Source organism: Streptomonospora nanhaiensis (genome assembly GCF_013410565.1).
In the GTDB taxonomy this organism is placed as follows: Bacteria; Actinomycetota; Actinomycetes; order Streptosporangiales; family Streptosporangiaceae; genus Streptomonospora; species Streptomonospora nanhaiensis.
In genome coordinates, this window is sequence record NZ_JACCFO010000001.1 from 695,257 (window position 1) to 712,729 (window position 17,473).

Consider the following 17,473-nt stretch of genomic DNA (forward strand, 5'->3'; position numbering starts at 1 on the left):
CGGCTAGCGGTAGGAGTCGATGAGGCGGGCCAGGTGGCGCCCGGCGATGAGCAGCGGCTCCTCGCTGCGCGAGACCTGGGCCGCCATCTCGGCACCCTCCAGGGTGTTGATGACGGTGTGGGCGAGGTCGGCGGCGTGCTCGGGGGCCAGCCCGCAGTCGGTGAGCCGGTCGCGGACCAGGCCGCGCCAGTGGGCGAACGCCTCGGCGGCGGCGCGCTGGATGTCGGGCAGGTGCCCGGCGCTCTCCAGGGCGGCGGTGGTGACCGGGCAGCCGTCCAGCCAGTCGGACTCGCGCAGCCCGCGCGCCAGCTCCTCGGCGCAGGCGGCCACGGCCGCGGCGGGGTCGTCGTCGCGGCCCAGGGCCTCGCGCAGCTGGTCGGCGAACTCGGCGTCGCCGTGGCGGATGGCGGCCACCGCCAGCTCGCGCTTGCCGCCGGGGAAGAAGTGGTAGACCGACCCGAGCGTGGCCTGGGAGGCCTGGGAGATCTCCTTGAGGCCGGTGGCGGTGTAGCCCTGGCGCTGCAGCAGCCGGGAGGTGGCCCGGACGATGCGCTCGCGGGTGCCGGCGGCGTGCGGGGGAGTCATACCGCCATCCTACTGAATAGAACGTTCACTCCAGACGTGTGCTAGCGTCCTCCCGTTTGATTAGAACGTTCTTTCTAGGAGGAGTCATGGACACCCCCGCGGTGACCGTCATCGGCCTGGGCCCCATGGGCCGCGCCATGGCAGCGGCCTACCTGGAGCGCGGCTACGCCGTGACCGTGTGGAACCGCACCCCCGCGCGCGCCGACGACCTGGTCGCCCGCGGCGCCCGCCGCGCCGCCACCCCCGCCGCGGCCCTGGAGGCCAACCGGCTGGCCGTGGTCAGCCTCACCGACTACGACGCCCTGGACGCCGTGCTGGAGCAGGCCGGCGGCGCCGACCTGGCCGGGCGCACCGTGGCCAACCTCACCTCCGACACCCCCGGCGGGCCCGCGAGGCGGCGCGCCGCCTCGCCGAGCGCGGCGCCGCCCACATCACCGGCGGCGTGCAGGTGCCCCCGCCCCTCATCGCCACCCCCGGCGCCGCCACCTACTACAGCGGACCGGCCGAGGCGGTGGAGGCCCACCGCGCGGCCCTGGAGGTGCTGACCGAGGTGGACTACCTGGGCGCGGACCCGGGCCTGGCCGCCCTCTACTACCAGATCGGCATGGACATGTTCTGGACGTCGATGCTGAGCTACCTCCACGCCCAGGCGGTGGCCCGCGCCAACGGCATCAGCGCCGCCGACTTCCTGCCCCGCGCCCGCAAGACCCTCGACCTGGGCTACTTCCTGGACTTCTACGCCCCCCGCATCGACGCCGGCGACCACGCCGGCGACGTGGACCGCCTCACGATGGGCGCGGCCAGCATGGCCCACGTCGTCCACACCGCCGCCGATTCCGGAGTCGACACCGGGCTGCCCGAGGCGGTGCTGGCGGCGTTCCGCCGGGGCGTGGAGGCGGGCCACGGCGCCGACAGCCTCACCCGGCTGGTGGAGGTCCTGGGGCCGCGGGAGTGAGCGCGGGGGCCAGCGCCCCCTCCAGTTCCAGCAGGAACCGCTTGCGCTCCAGCCCGCCGCCGTGGCCGGTCAGGGAGCCGTCGCTGCCCACCACCCGGTGGCAGGGCACGACCACGCCCACGGGGTTGCGCCCGTTGGCCGCGCCCACCGCCCGCACCGCCGCCGGGCGGCCCACCCGCTCGGCCAGTTGGGCGTAGGTCAGCGTGGCGCCGTAGGGCACGTCGCGCAGCGCCTGCCACACCGCGCGCTGGAAGGGGGTGCCCTCCAGCGCCAGGGGCGCGGTGAAGGCGGGCCGCTGACCGGCGAAGTAGGCCTCCAGCCACGCCGCCACCGGCGCCAGCAGGCCCGCCCGGCGCGGCCCGAAGGACTCCTGGGGCGGGTGGTGGCGCTGGCCGGCCATGTAGAGGCCGGCCAGCGCCTCGCCGGAGGCCACGAGGGTGAGCGGGCCCAGCGGGCTGTCCACGACGGTGTGGGCGCGCGGGCTGCACCCGGTGTCTCGCATGCGCATGTCCGGCATTGTGGCCCCCTCCCGGGCCGGGCGCTGGCGGGAATCGGACACCGTCGTGGGCACCGCCTGCGCCCGCCCCCTTCAGCCGGAGGCCCGCCCGGCCTGGGCGGCGCGCAGGGCGGCGGCGGTGGCCTCGTCGGCGGGGAAGAACGACTCGATGACCAGCTCGGAGACGGTGACGTCCAGCGGGGTGCCGAACGTCGCCACCGTGCTGAGGAACCGCAGTTCGCGGCCGCGGGTGCGCAGGCGCAGCGGCAGGGCGACCTCGCCGGCGGCCGGCGCCTCCACGGGTGCCTCGGGCTCGGCGCCGGGATAGCCGGCCAGTTCCCGGTACAGCGCGCGCAGGTCCTCGTCGCCCGTGTGGTCGATCTGGCGGTGCAGGCGGTGCAGCAGGTGGGCGCGCCACTCGCCGAGGTTGGCGATGCGGGGCGCGACGCCGCGCGGGTGCAGGCTCAGCCGCAGCACGTTGACGGGCGGCTCCAGCAGCTCGGGCGCCACCCCCTCCAGCAGCAGGGCCGTGCTGGCGTTGGCCTCCAGCAGGGTCCAGGCGCGGTCGACCACCACCGCCGGGGAGGGCTCGTGCCCCTTGAGGATGACCCCCAGCGCCTCGCGCACCGGCGCCATCGACGCGCCCTCCAGCGGCTGGGCGGAGTAGACGGGGGCGTACCCGGCGGCCAGCAGCAGGTGGTTGCGCTCGCGCAGCGGGACGTCCATGCAGGCGCTCAGCCGCAGCACCATCTGCCGGCTGGGCCGCGAGCGGCCGGTCTCCACGAAGCTGAGGTGGCGCGCGGAGATGTCGGCGGCGATGGACAGGTCCAGCTGGCTGATGCGCCGCCGCTCTCGCCACTGGCGCAGCAGCGCCCCGATGGTGCTGTGCCGCTGGTCGACCGTGGTCGTCACCGCCGCCCCTTCCCTCGTCGCCGTGCGCGCACCCGTGCGGACCGCGCGCCGACCAGCATGGCCGACGCCGCCGCGCCGCGTCGATTACCCCCGGGGTAACCGGGGGGCCGCTACCCGGCCGACGCGGCGGTGGCGTGGCGGTAGCGCTCGTGGGCGGCGATCACCTCGTCCAGGGACTCGCGGGTGCGCGTCAGGGCGGCGATGTGGTCGTTGAGGCGGTCGCGCTCGCGCAGCAGCAGGTGCCAGGTCTCCTCGGAGGTCTCGGCGCTGGGGGAGTCCACGCACGGCAGCAGGCGCACGATGCTGCGGCTGGACAGCCCCGCGGCGAACAGCCGCCGCACCAGCAGCACGCGGTCGACGTCGGAGGCGGTGTAGAGCCGCTGGCCGCTGGGGCTGCGGCCGCTGCTGAGCAGGCCCTGCTCCTCGTAGTAGCGCAGGGACCGCACGCTCGCCCCGGTCCGCGCCGCGAGTTCGCCGATGCGCACAACCCCCGCCTTCCCGCACCCGCCGGCCGTGGCGCGCACCACAGCCCCAACCCTTGCCTCTGACGTCAATGTCAGATCCTACGGTAGCGCCATGAGCGACAGCACCGAACGCCTCTTCACCAGCGTCGACCTGGGCGGACTCCGCCTTCCCAACCGCGTCGTCATGGCGCCCATGTCACGGGTGCGCTCCACCCCCGAGGGGCTGGCCACCGCCGCCATGGCCGCCTACTACGCCCAGCGCGCCTCGGCCGGACTGATCGTGACCGAGGGCGTCCACCCCAACCGCGTGGGACAGTCCAACCCCCTCACCCCCGGCCTGCACACCGACGAGCAGACCGCGTCCTGGCGCCAGGTCACCACCGCCGTCCACGCCAACGGCGGGCGGATCTTCGCCCAGCTCATGCACGGAGGGCGCATCAGCCACCCCGACACCACCGGCCTCCAGCCGGTCGGGCCCTCCGCCGTGGCCGCCCGCGACTCCCGCGTCTTCACCCCCAGCGGCCCCCAGCAGGTGCCCGTCCCCCGCGCACTCACCACCGAGGAGGCCGGGGCCCAGGCGGCGGCCTTCGCCCACGCGGCCCGGCGCGCGGTCGCCGCGGGCTTCGACGGCGTGGAACTCCACGGCGCCAACGGCTACCTGATCGCCCAGTTCCTCTCCAGCAGCGCCAACCTGCGCACCGACCGCTACGGCGGCCCGGTATCGGGGCGGATCCGCTTCGCCGTGGAGGCCGCCACCGCGGCCGCCGCCGCCATCGGCCCCCAGCGGGTCGGCATCCGCCTGTCCCCGGGCGCCGGCCTGTGGGACGCCCACGACACCGAGATCCCCGAACTCTACGGCGCGCTGCTGGCCGAACTGGACCCCCTGGGCCTGGCCTACCTCCACCTCGAAGCCACCACCGACGAGCAGACCCTGCTGGGCCTGCGGCGCGCCTGGTCGGGCCCGCTGATCGTCAACCCCTCCGCACCCTCGGCGCCGGTACCCGCCGGCCCCAAGAGCGCCGGGCACTGGCTGGGCCTGGGCGCCGACCTGATCTCCTTCGGCCGCGCGTTCCTGGCCAACCCCGACCTGGTGGAGCGCCTGCGCATCGGCCTGCCCCTGGCCGAGGCCGACCCGGCCACCTTCTACGAGGGCGGGGACACCGGCTACCTCACCTACACCCCCTACCGCTACTGACCGCCCGCCGGCGTCCCCGGCGGTGCGGGCGTGCGGGCCTCTGCCATCATGGGCGGCGATCGGCCACCCCGGGCGGGCGGAGGTTGCGCATGGCCGAACCCCTGCACGAGCACGACCCCGCCCAGGTGGGCCCCTACCGGCTGGAGGGCCGCCTGGGCGGCGGCGGCATGGGCCGCGTCTACCTGGGCCGCTCCCCGGGCGGGCTGCGCATCGCCGTCAAGGTCGTCCACCCCGAACTGGCAGACTGCCCGAGCAGGCCCGCCGGCCGGTCCTGGAGGGCATCGGCGCGGTCATCGACGAGGCGGGCGGCGCGTTCACCGTGGACTACACCGCCCAGGCCGCCACGGCCGCCCGCACCGCCGCCGCCTGACGGGCGGAGCGCTCCCGCACCAGCGCCGGTCGGAGGGCACCAGCCGGTAGGGCTCCACCCGCCGCGGCCCCACCCGCCCGCCCGAGGGGTAGTCGAAGCCGGCCTCCACCTCCTCACGGCAGGCGCGGGCCAGCACCATCAGCGCCTCGGCGTCCACCGGCGGGCCCGCCCCGAAGGGCTCCACCGCGTCGGAGAGCGCCCGCACCTGGGCGCGCAGCCGGGCGGGCAGCACCTGGTCGAGCTTGGCCAGCGCCCGCAGCGCGGCGTCGCCCGCCCCGCCGCCCGCGCCGGCCAGCAACGCGGCCACGGTGGCGATTGCCTCCTCGTCGTCCAGCAGCAGCGGCGGCAGGTCCTGGCCGCGCCCCAGCCGGTAGCCGCCGCCCGCCCCCTGCCCGGCGTGCACCGGATAGCCCAGCGACCGCAGCCGCTCCACATCGCGCCGCACCGTCCGCGGGGTCACCCCCAGCCGCTCGGCCAGTTCGGGCCCCGACCACACCCGGCGCCGCTGCAGCAGCCCCAGCAGCACAAGCACCCGCTCGGCCGTCCCCCGCTGCCCGCCCCCCTCACCGTCCATGGCGCCCACCCTGCCACAAAGCGGACCGATCCTGTCCGCCAGGGGTGCCAGGCTGCGGTCATGGAGGCAGACCAACCCGGCGGGCACCCGCGGGCCGGGCGAGCAGCGGGCCCCCAAGACCCGGCACCGCGCCGGCGGCACCGGGGGGACCGGCCGATCCCCACCCCGACGCGCCCATGGCCGACCGCATCCGGCACGTCCACCGCGCACTGATCCACCATGTCTGCGAGGCCCGCCCGCCGGCCGGCCTCTGCCCGCGACACCCGCACCACCACCGACCACGGAGCGACCGATGACCCGCCACATCCAGATCACCTTCGACGCCCACGACCCGTGGGGCCTGTCCACCTTCTGGTGTGAGGTGCTGGGCTATGCCCACCCGGCCCCGCCCGGCACCGAACTGCCCGAGGGCGCCGACGCCCGCGCCGCCTGGGACGCGTTCCTGGAGCGGGTGGGCGTGCCCGAGCAGGAGCGCAACGCCAAGGCGGCCGCCGAGGACCCCCAGGGGCAGGGGCCCCGGCTGTTCTTCCAGCGGGTGCCCGAGGGCAAGACCGCCAAGAACCGCGTCCACCTGGACGTGCGCTGCGCGCCGGGCCTGCGGGGCCAGGAGCGCATGGCGGCGCTGGAGGCCGAGTGCGCGCGGCTGGTGGCGCTGGGGGCCGCCCGCCTGCGCCGCGCCGAACCCCAGCCCCCGCTCAGCGCCGGGTTCATCGTGATGGCCGACCCCGAGGGCAACGAGTTCTGCCTGGACTGACGCGGCCGCCGCACCGGGCCGCATCCTGGGGGCGGGTGTCACCGGGGCGGGCCCTCGCCCAGGTCCAGCAGGCCGCGCCGGAAGCCCGCCGCGACCGCGGCCGCCCGGTCGTTGACGCCCAGCTTGGCGTAGATGTGCAGGACGTGGGTCTTGACCGTGGCCTCGCTGATGAACAGCCGGGCCGCGGCCTCCCGGTTGGTGGAGCCGGCGGCGATGAGCCGCAGGATCTCCAGCTCCCGCTCACTCAACCGGGGGCGGGGCTCGCGCACCCGCCCCACCAGCCGGGTCGCCACCGAGGGCGACAGCACGGTCTGCCCGCGCGCGGCCAGTCCCACCGCCCGCGTCAGCTCCTCGGGCAAGGCGTCCTTGAGGAGGTAGCCGGTGGCCCCGGCCTCGATGGCGGCCCCCACCTCGCTGTCGGTGGCGTAGGTGGTCAAGACCAGCACGCGGGAGGCGACGTCCAGCCGCACCAGCTCGCGGATGGCCGCCACGCCGCCCATCCCGGGCATGCGCAGGTCCATCAGGACCACGTCGGGGACCAGCGCCCGCGCCAGCTCCACGGCGCGGGCGCCGTCGCCGGCCTCGCCCACCACCGCGAACCCCGGGTCGCCGGCGAGCATGCCGCGGATACCGTCGCGCACGACGGGGTGGTCGTCGGCGACCAGCACGCGGACCGCGGCCTCACCCACCCGCGGCCTCCCGCGCCAAGGCCGGCACGGCCACCGACACCGCCGTGCCCGCGCCGGGCGCCGACTCGATCTCCACGGTCCCGGCCAGCCCGGCCGCCCGCTGGCGCATCGACCGCAGGCCGAACCCGGCGCCCGCCCCCCAACCCCCGCCGCCCGGCGCGAAGCCCGCGCCGTCGTCGCGCACGTCCACCACCACCACGTCCTCCATGTAGGACAGGGTGACACCCACCCGGGTGGCCCCGGCGTGGCGGGCCACGTTGGACAGCGACTCCTGGACGGTGCGCAGCAGCGCGGCCTCGACCTCGGTGTGCAGCGGCCGCACCGGCCCGGTCGCGGCGAAGTCGGCGCGCACCCCGGTCAGCGCCGACCACTCGGCGGTGAGGCCGGCCAGGGCCTCGGGCAGCGGCGCCTCCTCCAGGGGCGCCGGGCCCAGGGCGTGCACCGACCTGCGCGCCTCGGCCAGGTTCTCCCGCGCCAGGCGCAGGGCGTGGGCCACCCGCTGGCGCCACTCGGCGCCCTCGCCCGGCGCCTCCGGGGCGCGCTGGGCGGCCTGCAGCTGGGTGATGATGCCCACGAACCCCTGGGCCAGGGTGTCGTGGATCTCCCGGGCCATGCGCCGGCGCTCGTCGTGCACCCCGGCCTCGCGGGCCTGCACCAGCAGCTGGGCGTGCAGGCCCTCGTTCTCGCGGATGGTCGCGCGCAGCCGCTCCACCATCCGCCGGCGCTCGTCGCTGCGCAGGGCGGTGACCTCGCCGAAGTGGCTGAACACCGCCACCAGGGCCACCACCGCGGCCACGAACAGCACATACAGCAGGATCGGCCCGGGGGCGGGGTCGGGCAGCCCGCCCATGTAGGCGGCGACGATGACCGCGGCGGTGGCGGCCACCCCCGCCAGCCGCCACCGGCCCCGCAGGAACTGCCAGGAGTACACGTACCCGGAGAACCCGAAGAACCCGGCGAACCAGGCGCTGTGGGCGCTGAGCGCGGCGATCAGCACGACCAGGGCCGCCACGAACGCCGCACCCGGCCACGGCCGGGCCGCCCGCGCGGCGAAGGGGCCGCCCACCGCCCACACCAGCGCCGCCGCCAGCGCCACCAGGCCCAGCACCTCCGCCAGCCGGGCCCGAGGGAGGTCGCCGGTGAGCAGCGCCAAAACGGTGGAGGCCGCCAGAAGGAAGGCGGGCACCGCGGCCGTCAGGCGGCGCAGCCGCTCCTCCTGCCGGTCCAGGTCGCCCTCGAACACCGACTCCATGCTCACTCCCAGCGGAAGGACCACGCCGCCACCAGGCTGAGCGCGACGGCGTAGAGCGCCAAGACCACCAGCGGCAGCGGCGCCACGGCCGCCCCGCTCCACGCCTCGTGCAGGCTCAGCCGCAGCGCGCCCATCGGGGTGTAGCCGCCCGCCGCCGCCAGGATAGCGGGCATGTGCTCGGGCGGCTGCATGAGTCCGCCCAGGTAGGCCAGCGGGAAGAACGCCAGCACGCCCACGCCGTTGGCCGCCCGCCCGTTGGGCGCCAGCGCCGCGATGACCAGCCCCACCGAAAACAGCGCCGCCGTACCCAGCATCAGCGCCGCGGCCGCGTGCAGGACCGCGGGCGGCCGCGCCCCCAGCACGCCCACGCCCACCCCCAGCAGCAGCCCCACCGCCACCGCGGCCAGGACCACCTGGAGCAGCAGCTGCACGGCCAGCAGACTGCCCGGGCGCACCGGGGTCAGCGAGAGCCGGCGCAGGATGCCCCGCTCCCGGTAGGTGGCCAGCGTGGTGGGCAGCAGGTACAGCCCCACCAGCCCCACCGCCATGGTGGTGGCCATCGGCACCAGGACGGTGTCGCCCCGGGAGATCCCCCCGCCGAAGGCCACGAGGATGAACAGGGGGATGAGCAGCGCGAACACGGCTCCGGGTTCGCGCACCAGCAGCTTGGTCTCGACGGCGGCGAGCTTGGTCAGGGTTCTCACGGCAATGCCTTCCGTTGGCGGAGCGGGGCGGGGCAGGGGAGCGGCGTGCGGCCGCGCGCCGGGCGGTCCGGGCGCCTCAGGCCTCCAGGGAGCGCCCGGTCAGCGCCACGAAGGCGTCGTCCAGCGTGCGCCTGCCGATGCGCAGGTCGGCGACCACCACGTGCTCGCGGGCCAGGGCGGCGGTGACGGCGGTGGCGAAGTCGCCGCGCCCGGCCACCACCACCCGGTCGCCGCTGCGCGCCACCGAGGCCACCTGCTCCAGGCCGCCCAGCAGGCGCTGGGGATCGGCGGACTCGCCCGCCATCAGCCGAAAGCTCATCCGGTACTCGGTGTCGGCGCCCTCGATCAGGCCCGCCGGGGTGTCCAGGGCCACGACGCGGCCCCGGTCCAACACCGCGACCCGGTCGCACAACTCCTCCACCTCGTCCATGAAGTGGCTGACCAGCACCACGGTGACCCCCTCGGCGCGCACGCGCTTGACCAGCTCCCAGGTGGCCCGCCGCGCCTGCGGGTCCAGCCCGGTGGTCAGCTCGTCCAAAAACGCCACCTTGGGGTCGCCGACCAGGGCCAGGGCGATGAACAGGCGCTGGCGCTGGCCGCCCGAGAGCCTGCAGAACCGCGCGTCGCGCTTGTCGGCCAGGCCCCAGCGCTCCAGCAGCTCCCGCCAGTCGCGGGGGGCCGCATAGAAGGAGGCGTAGAGGTCCAGCGCCTCCCACACCTTGATGTTGTCGGGCAGGCGGGTGTCCTGGAGCTGGACGCCGATGTGGCGGCGCACCCGCGCGGCCTGGCGCACCGGGTCGGCCCCCAGTACCCGCACCCTCCCCGAGTCGGGCCGGCGCAGGCCCTCCACGCACTCCACCGTGGTGGTCTTGCCGGCCCCGTTGGGGCCCAGGATCCCGAAGACCTCCCCCTCCTCCACGGAGAAGGAGACCCCCTCCAGCACCGCCTGCCCGCCGTAGCCCTTGCGCAGCTCTGTGACCTCGATGATCGCCATGCCCCCAGCCTGGCCGGGCGCACCCCGCCCGCGGATCGCCCGCCCGGCCCCGTTGCGCGCCATGCGCGGTGGAGGCGCGGCATCCACCAAACGGTGGACGCCGCACCCCGCCGGTGTCGGATCCACCCCCGCTGATCGGGCATCATGGCTGTCCACGGGCCCGCGGCCGCGGCGGCGCGCGGGGCGGCGCACACGAGAGGCGGGGCGGTGGCACAGCGGACCGGCACCGGGCGCGGCACGGCGGCGCGCGCCGCCCGCGCGGGCGCCGGCGTGCTGGCGGGCGCGGCCACCGCCGCCGCGGGGGCGCTGTGGCTGGCCGCGGCCCTGCCCCTGAGCGCGGGCCTGGCCTGGCCGCGCACCCGCCCCGCCGCCCGCGCCTGGCTGGCCGCGGGCACCGCCCGCCTCATCTCCTGGGAGCGGCTGCGCCTGGAGTCGCTGCTGGGCTGCACGGTGGACCCCGCCCCCCGCACCGGCCGCGGCCTGGCCTACCTGGGCCTGCGCGCCGCCGTCACCGCGCTGGCGGCACCGCTGCTGGCCTCGGTGCTGGGCGTGGCGGGGCTGCTGCTGGGCGGCTCGCTGTTCGAGGCCGCCACCGGCACCGTCACCACCGTCAGCCTGGCGCTGCCCTGGGTGAGCGTAAGCACCCCCAGCATCACCATGGGCCTGGCGGTGAGCCTGCTGCTGCTCCTGGCCGCCGCCGCCGCGGCGGCCGGGCTGGCGGCCCTGGACCGGGTGGCGGCGCGCCGCCTGCTGGGCCCCAGCACCGCCGACCTGCTGGCCCTGCGGGTGGCCGAGCTGACGGCCACCCGCGCTGGGGTGCTGCGCGCCATCGACGCCGAGCGCCGCCGCATCGAGCGCGACCTGCACGACGGCGTGCAGCAGCGGGTGGTGGCCCTGGCGATGCTGCTGGCCCGGGCCCGGCGCGCCGGCGACACCGAGCGCGCGGCCCACCTGCTGGAGCAGGCCCACCGGGAGTCCCAGCGGGTGGCCGCCGAACTGCGCGAGGTGGCCTGGAAGGTCTACCCCACCGCCCTGGACGAGCTGGGCCTGCACGCGGCGCTGCGCGGGGTGGCCGAGCGCTCGGCGCTGCCGGTGGCCCTGCACTACGCGGTGGAGCGCGACCTGGCGCCGGAGGTGGAGACGGCGGTGTACTTCGTGGCGCGCGAGGCCATCACCAACGCCGCCAAGCACGCCCGCGCCCACCGCGTGGAGGTCGCGGTGCGCACCACGGCGGCGGGGGTGGAGCTGTCGGTGCGCGACGACGGGGTCGGCGGGGCCGACGCGGGCGGCGGCGGCCTGGTGGGGCTGGCCCGGCGGGTGGCCGCCCTGGACGGCCGCCTGGAGGTCTCCAGCCCCGCCGGGGGCCCCACCCTCATCACCGCGCACCTGCCCGCGCCGGCGCGGCAGGAGGGCTAGGGCGCGCTCAGGGCGCGGTCGCCGCGGGCCCCGCCCCGCCCGCCGGGCCGGCCTGCTCCTGCGCGTCCTTTGCCTGCTCGCCGCGGGCGGGGGTGTGCACCATGCCCGGCTCGGTGCGGGCCACGACACGGGTGCCCACCAGGTCGCCGGTGACGTTGCACATGGTGCGGACCATGTCCAGCACCGCGTCGATGCCGGCCACCAGCGCCACCGCCGCGAACGGCAGCCCGGCCTGGGAGACGGTCAGCGAGAGCATGATCAGCCCGGCGCCGGGCACCCCGGCGGTGCCCACGGAGGCCACCACGCCCACCAGCACCACCATCGCCAGCTGCTCCAGGCCCAGCTGCACCCCCGCCACGTTGGCGACGAACACCGTGGCCGCCCCCACGTAGATGGCGGTGCCGTCCATGTTGACGGTGGCGCCCAGGGGCAGGGTGAAGCTGGAGACGCCGTCGTCGACGCCCATGCGCCGCGCGCAGCGGGTGGTCACCGGCAGGGTGCCGTTGCTGGAGCGGGTGACAAACGCCATCACCATGGCGTCGCGGGCGTGGGCGAAGAACCGCAGCACCGGCACCCGCAACACCGCCAGCAGCGCGGCGTAGAGCACCAGCTGCGCCCCCACCCCGCCGTAGACCACCCCGGTCAGCTCCAGCAGCGGCAGCAGCGCCTGGGGACCGGTCTGGCCCAGCACCACCGCGATCAGCGCGAACACGCCCACCGGGGCGTACTCCAGCACGCCGCGCACCACCCGGTTGACCAGCTCCACCCCCGCCTCCACGGCGCGGGCCAGCAGCTCGCCCATGGCCCGCACCGGCTCCTCGCCGCTGGAGCGCATGAACGCCAGCGCCAGGCCCGCGGTGACCGCCGCGAACATCACCGCCAGCACGTTGCCCTCGGCCAGGGCGGCGAAAGGGTTGTCGGGGACGATGTTGAGCAGGGTCTCGGTGACCGGCGGGGCGGGCTCGGGGTCGGCACCGCCCTGGGGCGGCTCCAGCCCCGCCCCCGGCGCCACCGCCAGGGCCAGCGCCACGCCCACGGTGACCGCCAGCGCCGAGGTGAGCAGGTAGTACACCATGATCTTGGCGCCGATGCGGCCCAGGCGGGCCGGGGTCAGCGAGGACACCCCGGCGATGAGGGTGAGCAGGATCAGCGGCATCACCAGCATCTGCAGCAGCCGCAGGAACACCTCGCCCAGCGGTTGGATCACGGTGACGGGCTCACCCACGGCCAGCCCGGTCGCGGCGCCGGCCACCAGGGCCGCGGCCATCTTCCAGATGAGGGGGACGTCCAGGTAGCGCCGCCACAGCGAGCGGCGCTGGGGGGCGGGGCCGGCGGCGGGCGGTGCGGGGGAGGGGGTCATGGTCGCCTTCCTGGGTGGGGGTGCAAGACGCCTGTCCGGGGCGCGAGGGGCTCCTGAGCCCGCTGCGCCGGGTTGCCCTGCTGCCTTCCCTGCCCCCCACCCCCGCCACGCCTGGCGGGGGCCAATCGCTACCGATCCTTGACCCTGCGTGGCCGCGCCCGCCCGCGGGCGCTCTCAGGGGCGCCGGCGGGTCCGGTAGGAGCGCATCTTGTGGCGGGCCCCGCAGATCTCCATGGAGCACCAGGCGCCGTTGTTGGCGGGGGAGCGGTCGTAGAAGACGTAGCGGCACTCCGGGGCGCGGCAGACCTTGAGGCGGGCGCGGCGCCCGGTGAGGTCGGCGTGGGCCAGGCCCTCCAGCGCGCGGGCGGCGGCGGCCGCCGCGGCGCCGCCCGCGCCGGCGCCCAGCCCCACCTGCCCGGCGCCCTCCCAGCGGGGCGGGCCCAGCAGGCCGCGGGCGTGGCGGGTCAGGGCGGCGCGCGCGCCGGCGTCGTGGGGGTCGGCGAGGTAGGCGCGCACGTCCTCGCGCACCGCCACCAGCAGCGCCAGTTCGGCCTCGTCGGGGCGGGGGGCGCCGGGGGAGCGCGCGGCCAGCCACGCCGCGGCGGACCCGGCCTCGGCCAGGGCGTCGGTGCCGTGCAGGAACGCCGCGGTGTTGCACAGCTCCTCCACGCGGCGCAGGTCGGCGTCGGGGGCGGGCGGGCGGGTGTAGGCGGCCATCCCCCCACGTTACCGCCTCCGCCAGTCAACTGGTAACGTTACCGGCATAGCCACACAGCCGGTAACGAAAGGCGGGACCCCATGGCCGCCCCCACCACCCTCGACCGCGCCCTGGACACCCCCCAGGGCACCCTCCGCTGGACCCGCCTGGGCCGGGGCCCCGCCGTCGTCCTCGTCCACGGCACCCCCTTCTCCTCCGCCGTCTGGCACGACATCGCCCCCGCCCTGGCCCGCACCCGCACCGTCTACCTGTGGGACCTGCCCGGCTTCGGCGCCTCCGACAAGCACCCCGGCCGCGACGTCTCCCTGGCCGCCGGCCAGGCCGCCCTCACCCGCCTGCTCGCCCACTGGGACCTGCCCGCCCCGCCCGCCGTCATCGCCCACGACATCGGCGGCGCCGTCGCCCTGCGCACCGCCCTGCTCGACGGCGCCGCCTACGAGCGCCTCGCCCTCATCGACGCCGTCGCCACCGGCACCTGGGGCACCGACCTGTTCCGCCTCGTCCGCGCCCACACCGACACCTTCACCGCCCTGCCCGCCCCCATGCACGAAGCACTCGTCCGCGCCTACATCGCCGGCGCCTCCCACCGCGGCCTGCACCCCCGCACCGCCGACACCCTGGCCGCCCCCTGGCTCGACGAGCCCGGCCGCGCCGCGTTCTACCGCCAGATCGCCCAGGCCGACGAGCGGCACACCCGCCAGATCGAACCCCTCCTGGGCCGCCTGGACTGCCCCGCCACCGTGGTCTGGGGCCGCCAGGACACCTGGCTGCCCCCCGAACACGGCCACCGCCTGGCCCGCGCCCTGCCCCGCGCCCGCCTGGAGGAGATCGACGGCGCCGGCCACCTCGTGCAGTTCGACGCCCCCGCCCAGCTCACCGCCCTCCTGCTGGACTTCCTCACCCGCTGAACCCGCGCCCCCACGCGGGCGGGCGAAAACCGGGTGCGCCCGCGCCCGCCCGCGGGCCAGGATGTCCCCCATGCCCGCCACACCCTCGGCTCCCCGCCCCATCGCCCTGGTCACCGGCGCCGGACGCACCCGCGGCATCGGTGCCGCCATCGCCCGCGACCTGGCCGCCCACGGCTTCGACATCGCCTTCACCCACTGGAGCGCCTACGACGCCCGCATGCCCTGGGGCGCCCAACCCGACGCCGCCTCCGCCATCACCGCCGACATCACCGCCGCCGGCGCCCGCGCCCTGTCCCTGGAGGCCGACCTCGCCGACCCCGACACCCCCCACCGCCTCATCACCCAGACCACCCGGCACCTGGGACCGGTCACCGCCCTGGTCATGGCCCACTGCGAATCGGTCGACTCCGCCATCGACACCACCACCCCCGAAAGCTTCGACCGCCACATGGCCGTCAACGCCCGCGCCGCCTGGCTGCTCATCCGCGCCTTCGCCCGCGCCTTCCCCGGACCCCACGGCACCGGCCGCATCATCGCCCTCACCAGCGACCACACCGCCCACAACCTGCCCTACGGCGCCAGCAAGGGCGCCCTGGACCGCATCACCCTGGCCGCCGCCCGCGAACTGGCCCACCTGGGGGTGTGCGCCAACGTCGTCAACCCCGGCCCCGTCGACACCGGCTGGATGAGCCCCGAACTGGCCGAGCGCATGCGCGCGGCCACCCCGCTGGGCCGCCTGGGCACCCCCGCCGACTGCGCCAACCTCGTCACGTTCCTGTGCTCGCCCCAGGGCGGCTGGATCAACGGCCAACTCCTGCACAGCAACGGCGGCCTGGCCCCCTGAGAGAGCCCCGTCTGCGATCATGGGGTGCTGTGTCGCTGCGTGAACTCCTGGTCCTGGGCACCGCCGGCGCGGTGCCCACCCCGCGCCGCAACCACAACGGCTACGTGCTGCGGTTCGACACCCACGGCATCGTGTTCGACCCCGGCGAGGGCACCCAGCGCCAGATGCGCCTGGCCGGGCTCAGCGCCCACGCCCTCACCCGCATCTGCCTGACCCACTTCCACGGCGACCACTGCCTGGGCGTGCCCGGCCTCATCCAGCGCATCGCCCGCGACCAGGTGCCCCACCCCGTGCGCGTCGCCTTCCCCGCCGAGGGCGCCCGCTACTTCCACCGGCTGCGCCACGCCACCCCCTACACCGGGCGGCCCACCGTCATCGCCCAGCCGCTGGCCGGGGAGCACCCCCGCCTGGAGGGCGAGCACGACCTCACCATCACCGCCCGCCCGCTGCGCCACTCGGTGCCCTGCTACGGCTACCGCGTCGCCGAACCCGACGGCTGGACCATGCTGCCCGAGCGCCTGGCCCACCACGGCGTCACCGGCCCCGACGTGGGCCGCCTCAAGGCCCAGGGCCACCTGGACACCCCCCGCGGGCGCGTGGAACTGGCCGACTGCGCCCGGCCCCGGCGCGGGCAGGCCGTCGCCTTCGTCATGGACACCGCCCCCTGCCCCCAGGCCGTCGACCTGGCCCGCGGCGCCGACCTGCTCGTCATCGAGTCCACCTACCTGGAGACCGAGGCCGAACTGGCCCGCGCCTACGGCCACCTCACCGCCGCCCAGGCCGGCCGCATCGCCGCCCAGGCGGGCGTGCGCAGCCTGGTGCTCACCCACATCTCCGAACGCTACGAGGCCGCCGACGACGCCCGCTTCCTCGCCGAGGCCGCCGCCCACTTCTCCGGCCCCCTCCACCTGGCCGCCGACCTGGACCGCATCCCCCTGCCCCCGCGCCGCTGACCCCGCGGCACCGCACGGCCGGGGGAGGGGCCCGGGCGCGGGCGGGGGACTGGTAGAGGTGGAGACGGACCGCACCGCACGGGGCGCCCGACCCGGGGAAGGAGAGCACGCATGGATTGCACGCCCGAGGAGGTAGCCGAACTGGAGGAGCGCGGGTGGCGGGCCCTGGCCGACAGCGCCGCGGCGGCCACCGCCTTCTACCGCGAGGTCCTCGACACCGACCCGGTGATGCTGCTGCCCGGCGGCCTGCGCCTGGCCGACCGCGAGCAGATCATCGCCTCCATGGGCGGGCAGCCCTGGAGCCGCTACCGCCTGGAGGAGGTGGCCGTGCTGCGCCCGGCCCCCGACACCGCCGTGGTCGCCTACGGCGTGGTCGCCCACCGCGCGGGCGCCCCGGAGTACTCCGCGCTCGTCAGCAGCCACTATGTGCGCCGCGGCGGCGCCTGGCGGCTGGTCTTCCACCAGCAGACCCCCCGCTGAGGGCGCCCCGCCGGGCGCGGGTCCCTCGGCGGGCGCCCCGGCCGGTTCAAGCCGGGCGGTGTGTCCGGGCCGTTTTGGAACGTCTGGTACAGAACATGCTAGGGTGCCGGCCATGGCCAGACCCAAGACCTTCGACGAGGACCGCGCCCTGGACGCGGCCATGCGCACCTTCTGGGCCAACGGCTACGAGGCCACCACCACCCAGGACCTGTGCGAGGCCACCGGCCTGGGCCGCAGCAGCATCTACAACACCTTCACCAGCAAACCCGACCTCTTCCGCCGCGCCCTGGCCCGCTACATCCAGGACAAGACCACCACCCAGGCCGCCGTCCTGGAGGACGAGCAGCGCCCCGCACTGGAGCGCCTGCGCACCCTGCTGGCCATGATCGTCGACGCCGAGGCCGGCAACCGCCCCCAGGGCCGCAGCCTGGGCTGCCTGACCGTCAACACCACCGTCGAACTGGCCGGACGCGACGCCCCCACCGACGCCATGCTGCAACGCGACCAGCAGCGGCGCCTGGAACTGCTGCGCACCGCCATCAGCGCCGGCCAGCGCGCCGGCGAGATCACCGCCCAGCCCGGCGCCGCCGACCTCGCCCTGTTCCTCAACACGGTCATCGGCGGCATGCGGGTGGCCGGCCAGGGCGGCGCCGACCGCGCCGCGCTGGAGTCCATCGCCGCCACCGCCCTGCGGGCCCTGGCCCCCTGACCCGCCGGGCCCCGCCCGCCCCCACCGCCCCGCACCCGGCCCGCCGCGCGCATCCCCGCGCCGACGGACCGCGCCCGCCCATGCCCCAATTCTGTACCGAACAGTCCAAAACCGGTGCGGCCCACCCGGCCCCACCCCCGC

General features: G+C 76.5%; 20 protein-coding genes and 1 pseudogene. 10 read left to right on the forward strand and 11 right to left on the reverse strand.

Annotation, left to right across the window (positions count from 1 at the left end; genetic code table 11):
- Positions 1-3 precede the first annotated feature (3 nt).
- Positions 4-585 (reverse strand): TetR/AcrR family transcriptional regulator, encoded by a 582-nt coding sequence (locus tag HNR12_RS29020; RefSeq protein WP_179766001.1) that lies wholly within the window; start codon positions 583-585, stop codon positions 4-6.
- A gap of 86 nt (positions 586-671) precedes the next feature.
- Between HNR12_RS29020 and HNR12_RS28175 the strand changes: the two genes are divergently transcribed.
- Positions 672-1,130 (forward strand): NAD(P)-binding domain-containing protein, encoded by a 459-nt coding sequence (locus HNR12_RS28175; RefSeq protein WP_246424990.1) that lies wholly within the window; start codon positions 672-674, stop codon positions 1,128-1,130.
- Positions 1,028-1,540, forward strand: coding sequence for an imine reductase family protein (locus HNR12_RS28180; protein WP_246424991.1), 513 nt, complete (start codon positions 1,028-1,030; stop codon positions 1,538-1,540). The genes HNR12_RS28175 and HNR12_RS28180 overlap by 103 nt, the downstream gene beginning before the upstream one ends.
- Here HNR12_RS28180 and HNR12_RS03005 read toward each other — a convergent pair.
- The 3 genes from HNR12_RS03005 to HNR12_RS03015 all read right to left on the reverse strand — a co-directional run bounded on the left by HNR12_RS03005 (position 1,503) and on the right by HNR12_RS03015 (position 3,433).
- Entirely contained in the window at positions 1,503-2,048 is a 546-nt protein-coding gene (locus HNR12_RS03005) for a methylated-DNA--[protein]-cysteine S-methyltransferase (RefSeq protein WP_179766002.1), read from the reverse strand. The two genes, HNR12_RS28180 and HNR12_RS03005, sit on opposite strands and share 38 nt — an antisense overlap.
- An 81-nt stretch (positions 2,049-2,129) precedes the next feature.
- The gene (locus tag HNR12_RS03010) at positions 2,130-2,948 is read right to left on the reverse strand and encodes a helix-turn-helix domain-containing protein (protein ID WP_308118435.1); all 819 of its coding nucleotides are present in this window, start codon (positions 2,946-2,948) and stop codon (positions 2,130-2,132) included.
- Positions 2,949-3,058: 110 nt separating this feature from the next.
- Positions 3,059-3,433, reverse strand: coding sequence for a MerR family transcriptional regulator (locus tag HNR12_RS03015; RefSeq protein WP_179766003.1), 375 nt, complete (start codon positions 3,431-3,433; stop codon positions 3,059-3,061).
- Between the two features lie 91 nt (positions 3,434-3,524).
- On the opposite strand from HNR12_RS03015, the gene HNR12_RS03020 reads away from it, so the two are divergent.
- On the forward strand, positions 3,525-4,607 hold the full coding sequence (locus HNR12_RS03020) for an oxidoreductase (protein WP_179766004.1): 1,083 nt from the start codon (positions 3,525-3,527) through the stop codon (positions 4,605-4,607).
- A gap of 389 nt (positions 4,608-4,996) precedes the next feature.
- On the opposite strand, the pseudogene HNR12_RS03025 reads toward HNR12_RS03020, so the two are convergent.
- Positions 4,997-5,551, reverse strand: a pseudogene (locus tag HNR12_RS03025) (helix-turn-helix transcriptional regulator); the annotation flags it as partial.
- A 292-nt stretch (positions 5,552-5,843) separates the two neighbouring features.
- Between HNR12_RS03025 and HNR12_RS03030 the strand changes: the two are divergent.
- Positions 5,844-6,305 carry a VOC family protein gene (locus HNR12_RS03030; protein WP_179766005.1) on the forward strand — a complete coding sequence of 154 codons (462 nt, stop codon included), beginning with the start codon at positions 5,844-5,846 and terminating at the stop codon, positions 6,303-6,305.
- 38 nt (positions 6,306-6,343) lie between these two features.
- Here HNR12_RS03030 and HNR12_RS03035 read toward each other — a convergent pair whose 3' ends face one another.
- The 4 genes from HNR12_RS03035 to HNR12_RS03050 form a co-directional block, all read right to left on the reverse strand.
- The gene (locus HNR12_RS03035; protein WP_179766006.1) at positions 6,344-6,994 is read right to left on the reverse strand and encodes a response regulator; all 651 of its coding nucleotides are present in this window, start codon (positions 6,992-6,994) and stop codon (positions 6,344-6,346) included.
- Positions 6,987-8,270 (reverse strand): sensor histidine kinase, encoded by a 1,284-nt coding sequence (locus tag HNR12_RS03040; protein ID WP_338119712.1) that lies wholly within the window; start codon positions 8,268-8,270, stop codon positions 6,987-6,989. Before HNR12_RS03040 ends, HNR12_RS03035 begins: the two co-directional genes overlap by 8 nt.
- On the reverse strand, positions 8,249-8,950 hold the full coding sequence (locus tag HNR12_RS03045; RefSeq protein WP_338119713.1) for an ABC transporter permease: 702 nt from the start codon (positions 8,948-8,950) through the stop codon (positions 8,249-8,251). Before HNR12_RS03045 ends, HNR12_RS03040 begins: the two co-directional genes overlap by 22 nt.
- Before the next feature lie 76 nt (positions 8,951-9,026).
- On the reverse strand, positions 9,027-9,944 hold the full coding sequence (locus HNR12_RS03050) for an ABC transporter ATP-binding protein (RefSeq protein WP_179766007.1): 918 nt from the start codon (positions 9,942-9,944) through the stop codon (positions 9,027-9,029).
- Positions 9,945-10,151: 207 nt separating this feature from the next.
- Here HNR12_RS03050 and HNR12_RS03055 point away from each other — a divergent pair, with 207 nt between their 5' ends.
- Positions 10,152-11,360, forward strand: a complete 1,209-nt coding sequence (locus HNR12_RS03055) for a sensor histidine kinase (protein ID WP_308251238.1) — start codon at positions 10,152-10,154, stop codon at positions 11,358-11,360.
- A 7-nt stretch (positions 11,361-11,367) separates the two neighbouring features.
- Here HNR12_RS03055 and HNR12_RS03060 read toward each other — a convergent pair whose 3' ends face one another.
- Positions 11,368-12,720, reverse strand: a complete 1,353-nt coding sequence (locus HNR12_RS03060; RefSeq protein ID WP_179766009.1) for a dicarboxylate/amino acid:cation symporter — start codon at positions 12,718-12,720, stop codon at positions 11,368-11,370.
- Between the two features lie 174 nt (positions 12,721-12,894).
- Positions 12,895-13,437, reverse strand: coding sequence for a CGNR zinc finger domain-containing protein (locus HNR12_RS03065; protein ID WP_179766010.1), 543 nt, complete (start codon positions 13,435-13,437; stop codon positions 12,895-12,897).
- Positions 13,438-13,518: 81 nt separating this feature from the next.
- On the opposite strand from HNR12_RS03065, the gene HNR12_RS03070 reads away from it, so the two are divergent.
- The 5 genes from HNR12_RS03070 (at position 13,519) to HNR12_RS03090 (ending at position 17,332) form a co-directional block, all read left to right on the forward strand.
- Entirely contained in the window at positions 13,519-14,346 is an 828-nt protein-coding gene (locus HNR12_RS03070) for an alpha/beta fold hydrolase (protein ID WP_179766011.1), read from the forward strand.
- Positions 14,347-14,416: 70 nt separating this feature from the next.
- Positions 14,417-15,190, forward strand: a complete 774-nt coding sequence (locus HNR12_RS03075) for an SDR family oxidoreductase (RefSeq protein ID WP_217781605.1) — start codon at positions 14,417-14,419, stop codon at positions 15,188-15,190.
- Between the two features lie 29 nt (positions 15,191-15,219).
- On the forward strand, positions 15,220-16,143 hold the full coding sequence (locus HNR12_RS03080; protein ID WP_179766013.1) for a ribonuclease Z: 924 nt from the start codon (positions 15,220-15,222) through the stop codon (positions 16,141-16,143).
- A 111-nt stretch (positions 16,144-16,254) separates the two neighbouring features.
- Complete coding sequence (locus HNR12_RS03085) at positions 16,255-16,623, forward strand: nuclear transport factor 2 family protein (RefSeq protein WP_179766014.1); 369 nt, start codon at positions 16,255-16,257, stop codon at positions 16,621-16,623.
- Positions 16,624-16,735: 112 nt separating this feature from the next.
- Positions 16,736-17,332, forward strand: a complete 597-nt coding sequence (locus HNR12_RS03090; protein WP_179766015.1) for a TetR/AcrR family transcriptional regulator — start codon at positions 16,736-16,738, stop codon at positions 17,330-17,332.
- Positions 17,333-17,473 lie beyond the last annotated feature (141 nt).

Coding starts and splice junctions, on each gene's coding strand:
- HNR12_RS29020 (WP_179766001.1), bottom strand. CDS start 585: ATGACTCCCCCGCACGCCGCCGGCACCCGCGAGCGCATCGTCCGGGCC.
- HNR12_RS28175 (WP_246424990.1), top strand. CDS start 672: ATGGACACCCCCGCGGTGACCGTCATCGGCCTGGGCCCCATGGGCCGC.
- HNR12_RS03005 (WP_179766002.1), bottom strand. CDS start 2,048: ATGCGCATGCGAGACACCGGGTGCAGCCCGCGCGCCCACACCGTCGTG.
- HNR12_RS03020 (WP_179766004.1), top strand. CDS start 3,525: ATGAGCGACAGCACCGAACGCCTCTTCACCAGCGTCGACCTGGGCGGA.
- HNR12_RS03030 (WP_179766005.1), top strand. CDS start 5,844: ATGACCCGCCACATCCAGATCACCTTCGACGCCCACGACCCGTGGGGC.
- HNR12_RS03050 (WP_179766007.1), bottom strand. CDS start 9,944: ATGGCGATCATCGAGGTCACAGAGCTGCGCAAGGGCTACGGCGGGCAG.
- HNR12_RS03060 (WP_179766009.1), bottom strand. CDS start 12,720: ATGACCCCCTCCCCCGCACCGCCCGCCGCCGGCCCCGCCCCCCAGCGC.
- HNR12_RS03065 (WP_179766010.1), bottom strand. CDS start 13,437: ATGGCCGCCTACACCCGCCCGCCCGCCCCCGACGCCGACCTGCGCCGC.
- HNR12_RS03070 (WP_179766011.1), top strand. CDS start 13,519: ATGGCCGCCCCCACCACCCTCGACCGCGCCCTGGACACCCCCCAGGGC.
- HNR12_RS03075 (WP_217781605.1), top strand. CDS start 14,417: ATGCCCGCCACACCCTCGGCTCCCCGCCCCATCGCCCTGGTCACCGGC.
- HNR12_RS03085 (WP_179766014.1), top strand. CDS start 16,255: ATGGATTGCACGCCCGAGGAGGTAGCCGAACTGGAGGAGCGCGGGTGG.
- HNR12_RS03090 (WP_179766015.1), top strand. CDS start 16,736: ATGGCCAGACCCAAGACCTTCGACGAGGACCGCGCCCTGGACGCGGCC.